This is a genomic window from Streptomyces sp. NBC_00568 (genome assembly GCF_026341855.1).
Lineage (GTDB): Bacteria > Actinomycetota > Actinomycetes > Streptomycetales > Streptomycetaceae > Streptomyces.
Window position 1 is genome coordinate 66,017 of sequence record NZ_JAPENW010000001.1, and the last position, 14,426, is coordinate 80,442.

Annotated in this window: 12 protein-coding genes and 1 riboswitch; of the genes, 2 read left to right on the top strand and 10 right to left on the bottom strand. The window is 70.3% G+C overall.

Annotation, left to right across the window (positions count from 1 at the left end; all coding sequences use genetic code 11):
- The first annotated feature begins 64 nt into the window (after positions 1 to 64).
- The gene (locus OOK38_RS00300) at positions 65 to 685 is read left to right on the top strand and encodes a TetR/AcrR family transcriptional regulator (RefSeq protein WP_266764111.1); all 621 of its coding nucleotides are present in this window, start codon (positions 65 to 67) and stop codon (positions 683 to 685) included.
- A 554-nt stretch (positions 686 to 1,239) separates the two neighbouring features.
- Here the strand turns inward: OOK38_RS00300 and OOK38_RS00305 are convergent.
- Both OOK38_RS00305 and OOK38_RS00310 read right to left on the bottom strand, forming a co-directional pair.
- Complete coding sequence (locus OOK38_RS00305; protein WP_266765948.1) at positions 1,240 to 2,025, bottom strand: SGNH/GDSL hydrolase family protein; 786 nt, start codon at positions 2,023 to 2,025, stop codon at positions 1,240 to 1,242.
- Between the two features lie 320 nt (positions 2,026 to 2,345).
- Positions 2,346 to 3,254, bottom strand: coding sequence for a LysM peptidoglycan-binding domain-containing M23 family metallopeptidase (locus OOK38_RS00310; RefSeq protein WP_266847999.1), 909 nt, complete (start codon positions 3,252 to 3,254; stop codon positions 2,346 to 2,348).
- Between the two features lie 4 nt (positions 3,255 to 3,258).
- Positions 3,259 to 3,416: riboswitch (cyclic di-AMP (ydaO/yuaA leader) on the bottom strand.
- A gap of 878 nt (positions 3,417 to 4,294) precedes the next feature.
- Between OOK38_RS00310 and OOK38_RS00315 the strand changes: the two genes are divergently transcribed.
- Entirely contained in the window at positions 4,295 to 5,092 is a 798-nt protein-coding gene (locus OOK38_RS00315; RefSeq protein ID WP_266764109.1) for a tyrosine-protein phosphatase, read from the top strand.
- Positions 5,093 to 5,173: 81 nt separating this feature from the next.
- Here OOK38_RS00315 and OOK38_RS00320 read toward each other — a convergent pair whose 3' ends face one another.
- The 8 genes from OOK38_RS00320 to shc form a co-directional block, all read right to left on the bottom strand.
- Positions 5,174 to 5,323, bottom strand: a complete 150-nt coding sequence (locus OOK38_RS00320; RefSeq protein ID WP_266764108.1) for a DUF6126 family protein — start codon at positions 5,321 to 5,323, stop codon at positions 5,174 to 5,176.
- Positions 5,320 to 5,955 (bottom strand): helix-turn-helix domain-containing protein, encoded by a 636-nt coding sequence (locus OOK38_RS00325; protein WP_266764107.1) that lies wholly within the window; start codon positions 5,953 to 5,955, stop codon positions 5,320 to 5,322. The genes OOK38_RS00320 and OOK38_RS00325 overlap by 4 nt, the downstream gene beginning before the upstream one ends.
- A gap of 108 nt (positions 5,956 to 6,063) precedes the next feature.
- Complete coding sequence (locus OOK38_RS00330) at positions 6,064 to 7,464, bottom strand: aspartate aminotransferase family protein (RefSeq protein WP_266764106.1); 1,401 nt, start codon at positions 7,462 to 7,464, stop codon at positions 6,064 to 6,066.
- A complete protein-coding gene (gene dxs, locus OOK38_RS00335; RefSeq protein ID WP_266848001.1) occupies positions 7,461 to 9,416 on the bottom strand; it encodes a 1-deoxy-D-xylulose-5-phosphate synthase in 1,956 nt (651 codons plus the stop codon). The genes OOK38_RS00330 and dxs overlap by 4 nt, the downstream gene beginning before the upstream one ends.
- Positions 9,417 to 9,443: 27 nt before the next feature.
- The gene (gene ispG, locus OOK38_RS00340; RefSeq protein ID WP_266764104.1) at positions 9,444 to 10,601 is read right to left on the bottom strand and encodes a flavodoxin-dependent (E)-4-hydroxy-3-methylbut-2-enyl-diphosphate synthase; all 1,158 of its coding nucleotides are present in this window, start codon (positions 10,599 to 10,601) and stop codon (positions 9,444 to 9,446) included.
- A 4-nt stretch (positions 10,602 to 10,605) separates the two neighbouring features.
- Positions 10,606 to 11,628 carry an adenosyl-hopene transferase HpnH gene (gene hpnH / locus OOK38_RS00345; protein WP_261706226.1) on the bottom strand — a complete coding sequence of 341 codons (1,023 nt, stop codon included), beginning with the start codon at positions 11,626 to 11,628 and terminating at the stop codon, positions 10,606 to 10,608.
- A gap of 5 nt (positions 11,629 to 11,633) precedes the next feature.
- Positions 11,634 to 12,275: a 1-hydroxy-2-methyl-2-butenyl 4-diphosphate reductase gene (locus OOK38_RS00350; protein ID WP_266764103.1), complete on the bottom strand. Its 642-nt coding sequence runs from the start codon at positions 12,273 to 12,275 to the stop codon at positions 11,634 to 11,636.
- Positions 12,275 to 14,275, bottom strand: coding sequence for a squalene--hopene cyclase (gene shc / locus OOK38_RS00355; protein ID WP_266848003.1), 2,001 nt, complete (start codon positions 14,273 to 14,275; stop codon positions 12,275 to 12,277). The genes OOK38_RS00350 and shc overlap by 1 nt, the downstream gene beginning before the upstream one ends.
- Positions 14,276 to 14,426 lie beyond the last annotated feature (151 nt).

Below are 14,426 nucleotides of genomic sequence, written 5' to 3' on the forward strand. Positions count from 1 at the left end.
GAGCCGAGGGAGGGGTCAACTCCCGCGGGGCCTCTTCTCCGAGGGGGCTGTGTAGGGTTGCCGCGTGGCGAGAGTGCGGTTGAGCGTGGCGGAGCGGCGTGAGGAGTTGCTGCGCGCCGCCGTCGAGCAGATCCAGGCGCGGGGCGTGGCGGCGGTACGGATCGCCGACGTGGCCTCGTCCCTCGGGGTGAGCAACGCGCTGGTGCTGTACCACTTCTCGACGAAGGAGAAGCTGGTCGCCGCCGCGTTCACCTACGCGGCCGAGGACGACCTCGCCCATCTCCGCAAGCTGCTCGGCCGCCGTACTACCGCACTGCGACGCCTCCGTACCGCCGTGCGCTGGTACGCCCCGACCGGCCAGGCAAAGGGCTGGCGCCTGTGGATCGAGGGCTGGGCCGCCGCCCTGCGCGAGCCCGCGCTGCGCGAGGTCACCCGCGATCTGGACAGGCAGTGGAAGGCCGCGATCACCGAGGTCATCGCGGAGGGCGTGGCCGCGGGCGAGTTCCGCTGCCCGGACCCCACGAGTGCGGCCCTCCGGCTCACGGCGCTGCTGGACGGCCTGGCCGTCCAGATGACGGCGTACGCGGGCGCCGTGTCACGGGCCCGGACCCAGGAGTGGGCGGACGAGGCCCTCGCCCGCGAACTGGGCCTCGAACGCGAGGCGTTGGTGGCGGCAGTGCGCTAGGGCTGGGCACGGCGCCCCACTTGCATGGGCCCGTTCCCGTGCCCCTTCCGGGCACCCGTGCCCATGCCCGTTCCCGAGCACCCATTCCCGTTCCAGGGCACTCGTTCCAGTGCCCATTCCCGGGCCCATTCCCGTTCCAGGGCACTCGTTCCAGTGCCCATTCCCGGGCCCATTCCCGTTCCAGGGCACTCGTTCCAGTGCCCATTCCCGGGCCCATTCCCGTTCCCGGGCCCGTTCCCGTGTGCCCAGCCCCGTTGCCCCGTCCGCGCCACTCCGTCGCCGTCGCCGGCACCTCACCGGTCGGCCCGGTCCGCCCCGGGCCCATTCCCGTTCCAGGGCCCGATCCCGGGCCCACTTCCGCGTGCCCGTTCCCGTGTGCCCAGCCCCGTTGCCCCGTCCGCGCCACTCCGTCGCCGGCACCTCACCGGTCGGCCCGGTCCGCCCCGGGCGCCGTCACCGGACCTGCGCCGGACCTGCGCCGGACCTGCGCCCGACCGGCCGAGTCAGGCCCGTACCCTCGCCGCCCGTGGCGCCGCGACGGGGGTCGTCGCGTCTCAGGCCACCGACTCGATGCGCATCTTGATGTCGTCCGGTGACAGGGCACCCTTGGCCGCCACATGGTCGCCCGAGGACTCCCCGCGCAGCCGCCGGCCGATCCACGGGACCAGATACTCGCGCGCCCACTGGATGTTGTCGCGCCGCATCTCGAGCGTGCCGCGCGGCGGCAGGGGCGGCCAGGGCTGGTCCGGGTCGGCGGGCACCTCGAGGCCCAGCACCTGTCCGGCACGGAGCGCCACCCGGGTGTGGCCCTCGGGCGAGAGGTGCAGGCGGTCGCCGTCCCAGGCGCGGCGGTCCTGGATCGTCTTCAGGGACCAGAGGTCGAGGACGGGACAGCCGTAGCGGTCCGCGATGGCCCGCACATGTCCGTTGTACGTGGCGATCTTGCCGCGCAGATGCTTCAGCACGGGGACGCCACGGGTGTCGAAGCCGGTGGTCACCATGACGGTGCCGACGGCGGAGGTGAGGTCGATGATCGCGCGCTCGAAGCGTTCCGCGACCTCGTCGGGGTCGGTGCCGGGCCGGATGATGTCGTTGCCGCCCGCGCAGAACGAGACCAGGTCCGGGCCGAGTTCCTTCGCCCGCAGGAGCTGGGTCTCGACGATCTGGTCGAGCAGTTTGCCGCGCACGGCGAGATTGGTATAGGTGAAATCGCCCTCGGGACGCCGGTCCGCGAGAAGGACCGCGAACCGGTCCGCCCAACCGACGAAGGCCCCGTCGGGCCCAGGGTCGCCGACGCCCTCGGTGAAGCTGTCCCCCACCGCCACGTACGACCCGATCACTGATCTGTTGTCACTCTTCGAATCGTCTGCCACATCGAGCCATGATTCACCCTCGGATGTGAGCTACGCGACCGTAGGGAAGGGTTGACGTGCGGTGAGAAAGGCCACTGGCCAAGTATTGGTCAACTCCGGAATAGGGCTCCGATCAAGGCTGTTGAAGCAGCGACCACCCACGGGCAGCGGAAATCACAGGAAATCGCTCAGCGGCGGTCACGCGCCTTGCACGAGAGACACCGAAGGCCGGACCCCGGGGATCGTGGGGTCCGGCCTTCGGAGGCAGTCCTGCCGTCAGGAGCAGGGCTTGGCTTCAGGGGCGGGCGTCAGTTGACCGTGACACCGTGCGCGCGCAGGTACGCGACGGGGTCGACGTCCGAGCCGTAGTCCGGCGTGGTGCGGACCTCGAAGTGCAGGTGCGGGCCGGTGACGTTGCCGGTCGCGCCGGAGAGGCCGATCTGCTGGCCCTCGGTCACGGTCTGCCCCGCCGAGACGGACAGGGACGACATGTGGGCGTACTGGGAGTACCGGCCGTCGGCGTGCTGGATGACGACCTGGTTGCCGTAGGCGCCGCCCCAGCCCGCGGAGACGACCGTGCCCGCGGCGATGGACTTGATCGTGGTGCCGGTCGGGACCACGAAGTCCACGCCCGTGTGGTAGCCGCTGGACCACATGCTGCCCGCCAGCTTGTAGCTGGTGCCGAGGGTGGCGCCGTCGACGGGCAGGGTGTAGCCGGAACTGCTGCTGGCGGAGGCCGCGTTGGTGGCCGTGGTCGCCTTCTCGGCCTTGGCCGCGGGGGCCTTCGCCGCGGGAGCCTTCGCCGCAGGAGCCTTCGTCCGGGCGGACGAGTGGGTGGCGCCGGCGGAGACGGCCTTCTTGCCGAGGGACAGCTTCAGACCGGGGTGGATCAGCGACGGGTCGCTGCCGATGGCCGAGCGGTTGTCGGAGTAGATCTTCTTCCAGCCGCCGGTGACGTTGTGCTCGTCGGCGATCTTCGAGAGGTAGTCGCCGGACTTCACCGCGTACGTCTTCGTCGTGGCGGCCTTCTTGGCCGCGGGAGCGGCGGTCGCGGCCTTCTCGACGTGCTGCGCGACGGCGGTGGCCGGGGTCGCGGCGTGGGCGCCGGTGGCTCCCATCAGAGGCAGCGCGAGCGCGGCGCCACCGGTGCCGGCCACGGCGATCGAGCGGGTGAGACGCAGGGACTTCGGACGGCGGTGCTTACCCTTGGCGGGCATGACGAATTCCTCTCCGGCGCCTGCGAGGTGAGCTGTCGGGTGCGGGCTGGAGATGCCCGGCCACGCTGCTGCGCGGCTGTACCCCTAGCCTGTTCCGGAGACCGGACCAGGCACGGAACCTGTGGGTCCCCCGCTCCTGCCGTGTACGGGTGAGTGTGCGGATTCCGGGCGGCGGCAGGATTGGGCGTCCGTCCGGATTGAGGCAGAACGTAAGCGAGATGAGAGCGCGTCGACAACTATGTGCGGTTTCTGTGCGCTCACCTTTCTTGATCCATGCGGGAATTGCCGTCACCCTCTGTGGAATGACGATCTTTACGGCCCTTCAACCCGCCCGGGAATGCGGGCCGGTTGAGAAATGGGGACGGCAACGCATCGTCACGAATATGACGCTCCTCACGCGACTCGTCCCACGGTGCCTTATTTCAGGGACAGTTGGAATGAAGGCGCTATTTCGGACAGAACAGTCACATGCGACGCCAACGGATATCCGTCACATCCGGACTCTCGCCGAGTCCGGTCCGCGCACCGTGATGCGGTGACGTCACATCTGTGCCGATTTGATCGCTTTCTCAGCACTCGTGCACTTATGTGAGGTCCCGGCTCGCTCATTCTGTGAGCCAGGTGGCCGGCCCGGCACGGCGCCGTACCTCGGCGCGCGGGCGCCGGAGGTGATCCCCGGGCCCGGTGCGGACGCGGCGGCTCGTCGCGTCCGGTGACGCGCGTCGCGACCGCCGCATGGTCGGTGACGTGTGTCGCGTGACCGCCACTCGCCCCGCGAACGCCTCACCGCCACTCGCCCCGCAAAAGAGGCCAGGTCCGGGCATCCGCGCCGATCTCGATGATCGGCCCCGCGGTGTCGACCAGGCCCGATCGGGACCGACATGATCATGGGCGCCTCGCGCCCTGAGGCGTCGGCTGTGGACAACTCATTGCCTCAGGAACCCATGTCGTATCGTCGAGAGCGCGAGCCGAAGACAACTGCCGACGAGTGGCGCCGAGTCCAGCCGGGCGACGCCGACGGCCGAATGGGAGGAGCCCCCGTGACGCAGCAGGTCCCGTCGACCGAGCCCGAGCTCGGCGGAGTGCGCAACTTCCGCGACGTGGGCGGACTGCCCACCGCGGACGGCCGACGAGTGCGTTACGGGCACCTGTTCCGCAGCGGCCACCTCGCGCACGCCACGGAGGAGGACGCCGCGTTCCTCGCCTCCCTGGGGCTCCACACGATCTTCGACTTCCGCAACGCCGCGGATCAGAAGCTGGAGGGCCCGGACGTCGAGCTGCCGGGCGTGCGGAACGTGAATCTGCCCCTGTCCGACCCGGCCGACGGCAGCGAGTTCTGGAAGATGGTCCGCGACGGCGACCTGGACCAGCTGCACGCGATCCTCGGCGACGGCAAGGGCGCGGACCGCATGATCGGCTCGTACCGCAGGATCATCAGGGAGCGCACGGCCGAGCACTCCCAGGTGCTGCGCGCGATGGCCGAGGACAGCGTGCCCGCGCTGATGCACTGCGCGGCCGGCAAGGACCGCGCGGGACTGTCCATCGCCATCACCCTGCTCGCCCTCGGCGTCGAGCGGGACGCGATCGTGGCCGACTACCTGGAGTCGAACGCCGCGCACCGCCGCTACAAGGTGCACCGCACCAACTCCTCGGCCTCCGCGTACTCCCCCGAGGTCATGGAGCTGCTCAGCCCCCTGTTCGACGCGCGCGCGGAGTACCTGACGGCCGCCTTCGAGGCGATCGAGGAGAACTGGGGCAGCGTCGACGTCTATCTGGAGCAGGGCCTGGGCCTGACGCCGGAGCTGCGGGAGCGCCTGCGCGGGCGACTGCTGGACTGAGCCGCGCGCCGGGCCCGGGCGTCCACCGCTTCCCCGCGCCGGGCCCGGGCGTCCACCCGTCCCGCGCGCCCGGCCGAGGGGCTACTGGTTCTGCGCGCCCAGCGTGAAGAGCAGGTAGATGAAGGCCGCGAAGAGGTGGCCGACGGCGACATAGATGATCAGCCGTACCCACAGGGCGCGCGGGAACTTCTCCTCCATGGAGCGCCGGCGGGGTTCTGTGGGTTCGGTCATGACGTCTCTCCCGGGGTGGGGTGGCCGGTCGCCTCGCCGAGGCACAGCGCGGCGACGGGGCTCTGCAAGAGGGTGTGTACGAAGAGGAGCTCGGCCCCGTCGCGCTCGGCGGCCGCGATGCGGTGCGGGGTGAGCGAGTCGAAGTGGGCGCTGTCCCCCGGTGCGAGCACGTGCGCGGTGTCCCCGAGGCGCAGCCTGAGCCGCCCCTGGAGAACATACAGCCACTCCTCGCCGGGGTGGACGCGCACGATGTCGCCCTGTGAGCCGTACGGGACGTGCACGCGCAGTGCCTGCATGCCGCGGCCGGCCGCACCGGCCTGCCAGTAGGTCCAGCCGCCCGCCGGGGCCGGGTCCATGTCGCCGGCCCGCACGATCGCGTCACGGTCGGCGACCGTCTCGCCGAGCAGTTCGGAGACCGTCGTACCGTAGACGCGGGCCAGTGTGAGCAGCATCGGCAGCGAGGGCTGGCGCTGCCCGGTCTCCAGACGGGAGAGATGGGCGGGTGAGAGTCCCGCGGCACGGGCTGCGGCCTCCAGGGTGAGGGAGCCGGCGCGGCGCAGCCCGCGGAGCCGGGGCGCCACGGCGTGCAGCTCGTCGGACGGCTCGTCGACCGTCCCTGGATCGGGGCTCATAGGTCCATTGAGCCCGATGATTGCCTCCGGGGCAATTTTCTTGCCCCAGAGGCAAAGAGCCCGGCCGCGTCGCCGTCGGCCCGCCGGAGAGGGCGGGCCCGGCGGGCCTCAGCGGTTCGCCACCGCCTGCTTCACCAGCGTCTTCCCGAAGTCCCACATCAGCCCGCCGCCGCTGTGGGCGTCCTCCATGACCGCGGTGAAGGCCTCCACGAACCGGTCGACATCGTGCTCGTCGATGACCAGCGGCGGGATCAGCTTGATCACTTCGAGGTGGTCGCCGGAGACCTGGGTGAGGATGCGGTGCCGCTGGAGCAGCGGGACGACGACCATCTGCGCGAACAGGCCCTTGCGCGCGGCCTGCAACATGGTCCAGCGGCTGCGCAGTTTGAGCGACTTGGGCCGGCCGAACTCGATGCCGATCATCAGGCCCCGGCCGCGCACATCGCTGAGCAGCTCGTACCGGTCGATCAGCGCGGCCAGCCGGGACCTCAGCTGTTCGCCGGTGGCCCGGGCGTTGGCGACGATCTGGTCGTTCTCCATGACGGAGAGCACGGCGAGGCCCGCCGCCATGGCCTGCGCGTTGGAACCGAAGCTCGCCGAGTGCACGAGGACCCGGTCCATCGAGGAGTAGACCTTCTTGAAGATCCAGTCCTTGCCGAGGGTCGCGCCGACCGGCACATAGCCTCCGGAGAGCGCCTTGGCCACGCACACCAGGTCCGGTTCGACGCCCTCCTCGTGCTGGTAGGCGTAGAAGTCCCCGGTCCGGCCGAGGCCGGTCTGCACCTCGTCCGCGATGAGCAGGGCCTTGTGCCGGTGCAGCAGCTCCTGGGCGGCGCGCAGATATCCGGGCGGGGCCTCGTGGACGCCCTTGCCCTGGATCGGTTCCACGATCAGCGCGGCGATGTCGCCCTTCTTCAGCTCCTTCGCCAGGGCGTCGAGATCACCGAGCGGGACGGCGGTGTCGGGCAGCAGCGGTGCGAAGCCGTCGCGGAAGCCGTCCTCGCCGTTCACGGACAGGGAGCCGGTGGTCAGTCCGTGGAAGGCGTGCGAGCAGTACAGGATCCGCGGCCTGCCGGTGGCGTACCGGGCGAACTTCAGCGCGGTCTCGACGGCTTCCGTTCCGCTGTTGCCGAAGAACACCCGGTCCAGATGCGGGCTGTGGGTGAGCAGCCGCTCCGCGAGCAGACCCGGCAACGGCTGGCAGTCGAAGCGGGTGAGGTCGGCGAGCGAGGCGTCGAGGACGTCGTGCAGCGCCTGCCGGACGACGGGGTGGTGGCGGCCGAGGCCCATCACCCCGAATCCGGCGAGCATGTCGAGGTAGTCGTTGCCGTCTGCGTCCCAGAAGTGCGCGCCCTCGGCCCGCTCGTAGACCTTGTCGAATCCGATGGTGTGCAGCATGCGCGGGAGCTGGTGGTTCAGGTACTTCGTGTGCAGCTCGTAGCGCTCGGCGCCGCGCTCGGCGAGGAGCGCGCCGAGGTCGAACTCCCCCTTCTCCGCAGGGTCGGTCATTCCTTCTTCTCCTTGGACAACTCATCCTCGGCCGGCACGTCGGCGGCCTTCGACAGCTCGTGGGCGGCCGCCTTGGACCGCTCGTCCTTGACCGCCAGGCCGGCGCTGATCCGCCCGGCGATCTCCACGGGCGTGAGCCCGATGTCGGCCAGCACCTCGGCGCGCTTGGCGTGCGCGAGGAACTGCTCCGGGATGCCGAACCGCCTGACGGGCACGTCGACTTCGGCGTCCCCGAGGGCCAGCGCGACGGCCGCGCCGACGCCCGAGGCCCGGCTGTTGTCCTCGACGACGGCGACGAGCCGGTGCTCGGCGGCCAGCGGGGGCAGCGCCGGGTCGACGGGCTTGACCCAGCGGGGGTCGACGACGGTGCAGCCGATGCCGCGGGCCTCCAGCAGGTCGGCTGCCTGGAGGCAGACCGGGGCCATCACTCCCACGGCGACGAGCAGCACCTCGGGGCGCTCGCCCCGGTGCAGGACGTCGAGCCCGCCCACGCGGTCCACCGCGGGGATCGCGGGGCCGACCGACTCCTTCGGGAAGCGGATCATCGTCGGCGCGTCGTCGACGGCGACCGCCTCCCGCAGCTGGGCTCTCAGCTGGTCGGCGTCGCGCGGCGCGGCGATCCTGAGGCCGGGCACGACCTGGAGGATCGACATGTCCCACATGCCGTTGTGCGAGGCGCCGTCGACACCGGTGATGCCGGCCCGGTCGAGGACGAAGGTCACGCCGCAGCGGTGCAGGGCGACGTCCATGAGGAGCTGGTCGAAGGCCCGGTTGAGAAAGGTCGCGTAGACGGCGACGACGGGGTGGAGACCGCCGGTCGCGAGTCCGGCCGCGGAGACCGTGGCGTGCTGCTCGGCGATGCCGACGTCCCACACACGGTCGGGGAACCTCTCGGCGAACTTCCCGAGCCCCACCGGATGCAGCATGGCCGCCGTGATGGCCACGACGTCCGCGCGCTCCTCGCCGATCCGGACGATCTCGTCGCCGAACACGGAGGTCCAGGAGGGGCCGTTGGACGGTGCGAGGGGCTCGCAGGTGAGCGGGTCCATCACCCCGACGGTGTGGAAGTGGTCCTCCTCGTGGGCGAGCGCGGGCTCGTAGCCGCGCCCCTTCTCCGTCAGGCAGTGGATGAGGACGGGACCGTGGAAGCGTTTCGCCCGGCGCAGGGCGGACTCCACGGCGCCGAGGTCGTGACCGTCGATCGGTCCGACGTATTTGAGCCCGAGGTCCTCGAACATGCCCTGCGGCGCGAAGGCGTCCTTGAAGCCCTTCTTCGCGCCGTGCAGGGACTCGTAGATCGTGTTGCCGACGACGGGGGTGCGCAGCAGGACGTCCTTGCCCCAGGCGAGGATCTGCTCGTAGCTGTCGGTGGTCCGCAGGGTCGCGAGGTGGTTCGCGAGGCCGCCGATGGTCGGCGCGTAAGAGCGTTCGTTGTCGTTGACGACGATGATCAGAGGCCGGTCCTTGGCGGCGGCGATGTTGTTCAGCGCCTCCCACGCCATGCCGCCGGTGAGCGCGCCGTCGCCGATGACCGCGACGACATGACCCTTCTCGCCCTGCACCTGGCGGGCCTTGGCGAGCCCGTCCGCCCAGCCGAGCGCCGTGGAGGCGTGGCTGTTCTCGATGACGTCGTGCTCGGACTCCTCGCGCGAGGGATAGCCGGACAGGCCGCCCTTGCCACGCAGCTTGGAGAAGTCCTGACGCCCCGTCAGGATTTTGTGCACGTAGCTCTGATGGCCGGTGTCCCACAGGATGCGGTCGACAGGCGACTCGAAGACCCGGTGGAGGGCGATGGACAGTTCCACCACTCCCAGATTGGGTCCGAGGTGACCGCCGGTCCTGGCGACCGCGTGCACCAGGAACTCCCTCACCTCTTCGGCCAGTTCACCGACTTCTGCCTCGGACAGCGCCTTCAGGTCGCGTGGTCCCCGGATGTTCTCCAGAATCGTCACGTCGGGCCCCCTCTCGGTCCGTGCTGATCAGCTCACGGTGACGGCCGGTTCTCCGGACACGACGCCGTCCTTCTCCATCTGCTCGGCGATCTTCATCGCCTCGTCGATGAGGGTCTCGACGATCTTCGACTCGGGGACGGTCTTGATGACCTCGCCCTTGACGAAGATCTGCCCCTTGCCGTTGCCGGAGGCGACTCCCAGGTCCGCCTCCCGCGCCTCGCCGGGACCGTTGACGACGCAGCCCATGACCGCGACGCGCAACGGGACCTCCATCCCCTCCAGGCCGGCCGTGACCTCGTCGGCCAGCTTGTACACGTCGACCTGGGCACGCCCGCAGGACGGGCAGGAGACGATCTCCAGGCGCCGCTGCCGCAGCCCGAGCGACTCCAGGATCTGGATGCCGACCTTGCACTCCTCGGCGGGCGGCGCGCTCAGGGAGACCCTGATGGTGTCGCCGATGCCCTCGGAGAGCAGCGCCCCGAACGCCACGGCCGACTTGATGGTCCCCTGGAAGGCCGGCCCGGCCTCGGTCACGCCGAGGTGCAGCGGGTAGTCGCACTGGGCGGCCAGCTGCCGGTAGGCGTTGACCATGATCACCGGGTCGTTGTGCTTGACGGAGATCTTGATGTCCTGGAACCCGTGCTCCTCGAAGAGCGACGCCTCCCACAGCGCCGACTCCACGAGCGCCTCGGGCGTCGCCTTCCCGTACTTCTCCAGCAGCCGCCGGTCGAGCGAGCCGGCGTTCACCCCGATACGGATCGGGATCCCGGCGTCCTTCGCGGCCCGCGCGATCTCCTTCACCTTGTCGTCGAACTGCTTGATGTTGCCGGGGTTCACCCGCACCGCCGCGCAGCCCGCCTCGATCGCCGCGAACACGTACTTCGGCTGGAAGTGGATGTCCGCGATCACCGGGATCTGCGACTTGCGGGCGATGGTCGCGAGGGCGTCCGCGTCGTCCTGCGTGGGGCAGGCGACGCGGACGATCTGACAGCCGGACGCGGTCAGTTCCGCGATCTGCTGAAGGGTGGCGCCGACGTCCGACGTACGGGTCGTGGTCATCGACTGCACCGACACGGGCGCCCCGCCCCCGACCGCCACCGGTCCGACCTGGATCCGCCGCGACACACGGCGGTCCGCGATCGGGCGGACCGGCACTTCGGGGAGGCCCAGGGAAACGGCGGTCACGTTGTCACCCGCGGCTTTCCGTGAAGGTCTCGCGGGCGGCCCGGATCGACTCCTTGAGGGAGCCCATGGTGGCGAGGACCGCAGTCGGCTCATAGCCGCAGTGCGCCATGCAGTTGGCGCACCGGTCGTCCTTGCCGCGCCCGTAGGAGTCCCAGTCGGTCTCCTCCAGGAGCTGCTTGTACGTCTGCACGTACCCGTCGCTCATCAGATAGCAGGGCTTCTGCCAGCCGAAGAGCGAGTAGCTCGGGATCGCCCACGCGGTGCACGGGAAGTCGACCTTGCCCTCCAGGAAGTCCAGGAAGAGCGGGCTCTGGTTGAGCCGCCAGCGGCGCCGGTTGCCGCCCGCGAAGGCCTTCTTGAACAGCTCCCGGGTCTGCTGGACGCCGAGGAAGTGCTCCTGGTCGGGGGCCTTCTCGTAGGCGTAGGCGGGCGAGAGCATCATCTCGTCGACCTTCAGGTCGTCATTGAGGTAGTTGAGCACCTCGATGATGGTCTGCGGGGTGTCGGTGTTGAAGAAGGTCGAGTTGGTGGTGACCCGGAAGCCGCGGCGCTTGGCCTCCTTGATGGCCGCGACCGCCTCGTCGAAGACACCCTCCTTCGCGACGGACTCGTCGTGCCGCTCGCGCAGCCCGTCGATGTGCACGGCCCAGGCGAAGTACGGCGAGGGCTTGAACTTGTCCATCTTCTTGCGCAGCAGCATCGCGTTGGTGCAGAGGAAGACGAACTTCTTCTTGGCCACCAACTGCCGCACGATCTCATCGATCTGAGGGTGCATCAGCGGCTCACCGCCGGCGATGGACACCATCGGCGCACCGGATTCGAGGACTGCTCCCACGGCCTGGGCCACGGGCATGCGCTGCTTGAGCACACCCGCGGGGTGCTGGATCTTGCCGCAGCCCTCGCACGCGAGGTTGCACGCGAAGAGCGGTTCCAGCTCGACGAGCAGGGCGAACTTGTCCCGCTTCCTGAGCTTCTGTTCAAACAGGTACGCAGCGACCTTCATGGACTGCCGAAGCGGCATGGCCATACGGCTCACCTCCGAGGGAGCAACAAAGAACGGTGCCATTCAAAGAAAGCGGGAAGCACGGCACGAAGAACGCGGAAAGCTGATATTCCACCGCGCACCGTGCCAATACGGACGAGTTCATGTTCTGGAGCATCCACGACCACCCGTACGGCCGCAACGGGACGCGGCCCCGTGCGGACCGCGCCGAGCAGGGTGGCCGCGGACTCCATGTCGACGGCGATGGCGCCGGTCGCGAGCAGATCGGAACGCTCGTGACCGCGGACGACGTGATCGGAGCCGGTGAGCGGCCCCGTGTGGACGGTGCGCCCGGGCACGGCGCGCACGAGTTCCTTGACCAGGAGATCGGTGCCCACGCACGGCGTGGCGCCGCTCGGGTCCCGGGTCTCCTCGGCGACGACCAGGTCACCGGGGTGCATGCCCGGGGCGAGCCCCGCGCAGAAGCCGGTGGCCAGCACGGCCGCAGCGGCCAGCGCCGGGTCGGCGAGCACCCGGGTGACCGACCGGTCGGCGGCCTTGGGCCCCATGCCCGTACGCAGCACGGTGACCGGCCCGCCGGCGCCGCTCCGGTCGCCGATGCGCAGGGCGAGGTGCTCGATGCCGAGCGCGCAGGCGATCAGCAGCGGGGCCGGTGCGGGCTGCCTGTCCATCAGCCCCCCTCGGCCGCGGAGAAGGGCTCTCCGTGGACGTAGCGACCGAGCGCGGTGAGCGGGAAGACCTGCCGGTAGAGGTGATAGTTGATCGAGAAGTCCCACGGGAAGCCGGTCCCCGTGAAGTACGGCTCGTCCCAGGAGCCGTCGGACAGCTGGGTCTCCGCGAGCCAGGCGACCCCGCGCTCCACCGCCTTGGAGTCGCCTTCCCCCCCGGCCAGCAGGGCGAGCAGCGCCCAGCCGGTCTGGGAGGCGGTCGAGGCGCCGCGCCCGCTCCACCCGGCGTCGTCGTAGGAGCGCATGTCCTCGCCCCAGCCGCCGTCGTCGTTCTGCACGGCCTCCAGCCAGGCCACGGCCCGGCGGATCGCCGGGTGCGAGCCGGGCAGCCCCGCCGCCACGAGAGCCGGGACCACCGACCCCGTGCCGTACACGTAGTTGACACCCCAGCGCCCGAACCAGGACCCGTTCGGCTCCTGGTTGGCGAGCAGCCACGCGACGCCCCGGCGGGTGCGCGGGTCGTGCGCGAGCCCCTCCACCGCCAGCATCTCCACCACGTGCGCGGTGACATCGGCGGACGGCGGATCGATCACCTCCCCGAAGTCGCAGAACGGCAGCCGGTTGGGAAAGGCGCTGGTGTTGTCGACGTCGAACGCGCCCCAGCCGCCGTCCTTGGACTGCATGCCGAGATTCCAGCGGACCCCGCGTCCGATGGCGTTCTCGACGCGGTCCGGGTCGTGGTGCCGGACGCGGCGCAGCGCGAGCACGACCTCCGCGGTGTCGTCGATGTCGGGGTAGTTGTCGTTGTGGAACTCGAACGCCCAACCGCCGGGCGGCAGTTGGGGCCGCTTGACCGACCAGTCGCCGGGCCGGACGATCTCCTCCCCGAGCATCCAGTCCACGGCCTTGACGAGCTGCGGATGGTCGGCCGGCACCCCGGCGTCGGCCAGCGCGATGGTCGCCAGGCAGGTGTCCCACACCGGTGACTGGCAGGCCTCGATCATCCGGGCACCGTCCTCGCGCCACACGGCGAAGCGGTCCAGCGAGGCCAGCCCCTCACGCATCACCGGGTGTTCGAGGTCGTAGCCCAGCAGATGGAGGGCGATGACCGAGTAGACGGCGGGCGGCTGGATGCCGCCCCAGCAACCGTCGTTCTCCTGGCGCTCGATGATCCAGCGGGCCGCCGTGTTCATCGCCGCCCTGCGCAGAGCGCGCGGCGCGACCTTGCGGTACTGATGCAGCACCTTGTCGAGGCGCTGGAAGGCGCCGTCCCAACTGGCCACGCGAGCAAGGCGCTTGGCCGGGTTGGGATGGCGTGGGTCGGTGTGCAGCTCGTCGAGCGGGAACGGCGCGGGCCGCACCGGACGCTTCGCCGAGACGATGGTGAGCGGCACGATGGTCTGCCGCGCCCAGCAGCCGAAGTCGTAGATGTTCAGCGGCATCCACTTGGGGAAGTAGATGAGCTCCGGCGGCAGTTCGGGCAGGTCGTCCCACTTCCACCAGCCGAAGAGGGCGAGCCAGATCCGGGTGAAGACACGGGCCGCGGCGAGGCCGCCGCGCTCGCGGATCCACGCGGACGCCTTCGCCATGTGCGGCTCGTCCGGGGCGTCCCCGGCCAGCCGCAGGGCGACGTACGCCTCGATGGTGGTGGAGATCTCGCCCGGACCGCCGAAGAACGAGGCCCAGGTGCCGTCCTCGCGCTGCTCGCCGCGGATGAACAGCGCGGCGCCGCGGGTGGTCGGCTCGTCGCGGATTCCCAGGAACTGACGGAGAAGCAGGTCCTCGGCGTCCATGGTGACGTTCGTCTCGAGGTCGCCCTTCCACCAGCCCTGGGCGTCCTGCTGCGCGAGCAGGAAGTCCGTGGCACGCTCGATGGCGCGCGTGGCGGCGTCTCGGGTCTCGACTGTCCCGGCCGCCGCGGGCGTCGTCTCGTACTGGGTTTCGCTGGCCGAGGCAGCGCGGGGAGGCAGTGCCCCGGTGCTTCCGTCGGTCGTCGCTGTCATGGCTTCCCCTTCGTGCAGTGGTATGTCTCTGCTGTGGGTCCGCCGTCGGCCGGTGCGTTCGTTCGGATGGATATCCCCCCGCTCGAACGAGGTTCGAAGCTTGGGAAAGGCACCGGCCGGCGACTACGCGAGGTTTATTCGACCGATAACG

What these genes read in the sequence shown, in the direction of transcription:
- OOK38_RS00310 (WP_266847999.1), bottom strand. Translation starts at nt 3,254, where the DNA reads ATGCCCGCCAAGGGTAAGCACCGCCGTCCGAAGTCCCTGCGTCTCACC.
- OOK38_RS00320 (WP_266764108.1), bottom strand. Translation starts at nt 5,323, where the DNA reads ATGACCGAACCCACAGAACCCCGCCGGCGCTCCATGGAGGAGAAGTTC.
- OOK38_RS00325 (WP_266764107.1), bottom strand. Translation starts at nt 5,955, where the DNA reads ATGAGCCCCGATCCAGGGACGGTCGACGAGCCGTCCGACGAGCTGCAC.
- OOK38_RS00330 (WP_266764106.1), bottom strand. Translation starts at nt 7,464, where the DNA reads ATGACCGACCCTGCGGAGAAGGGGGAGTTCGACCTCGGCGCGCTCCTC.
- hpnH (WP_261706226.1), bottom strand. Translation starts at nt 11,628, where the DNA reads ATGGCCATGCCGCTTCGGCAGTCCATGAAGGTCGCTGCGTACCTGTTT.
- OOK38_RS00350 (WP_266764103.1), bottom strand. Translation starts at nt 12,275, where the DNA reads ATGGACAGGCAGCCCGCACCGGCCCCGCTGCTGATCGCCTGCGCGCTC.
- shc (WP_266848003.1), bottom strand. Translation starts at nt 14,275, where the DNA reads ATGACAGCGACGACCGACGGAAGCACCGGGGCACTGCCTCCCCGCGCT.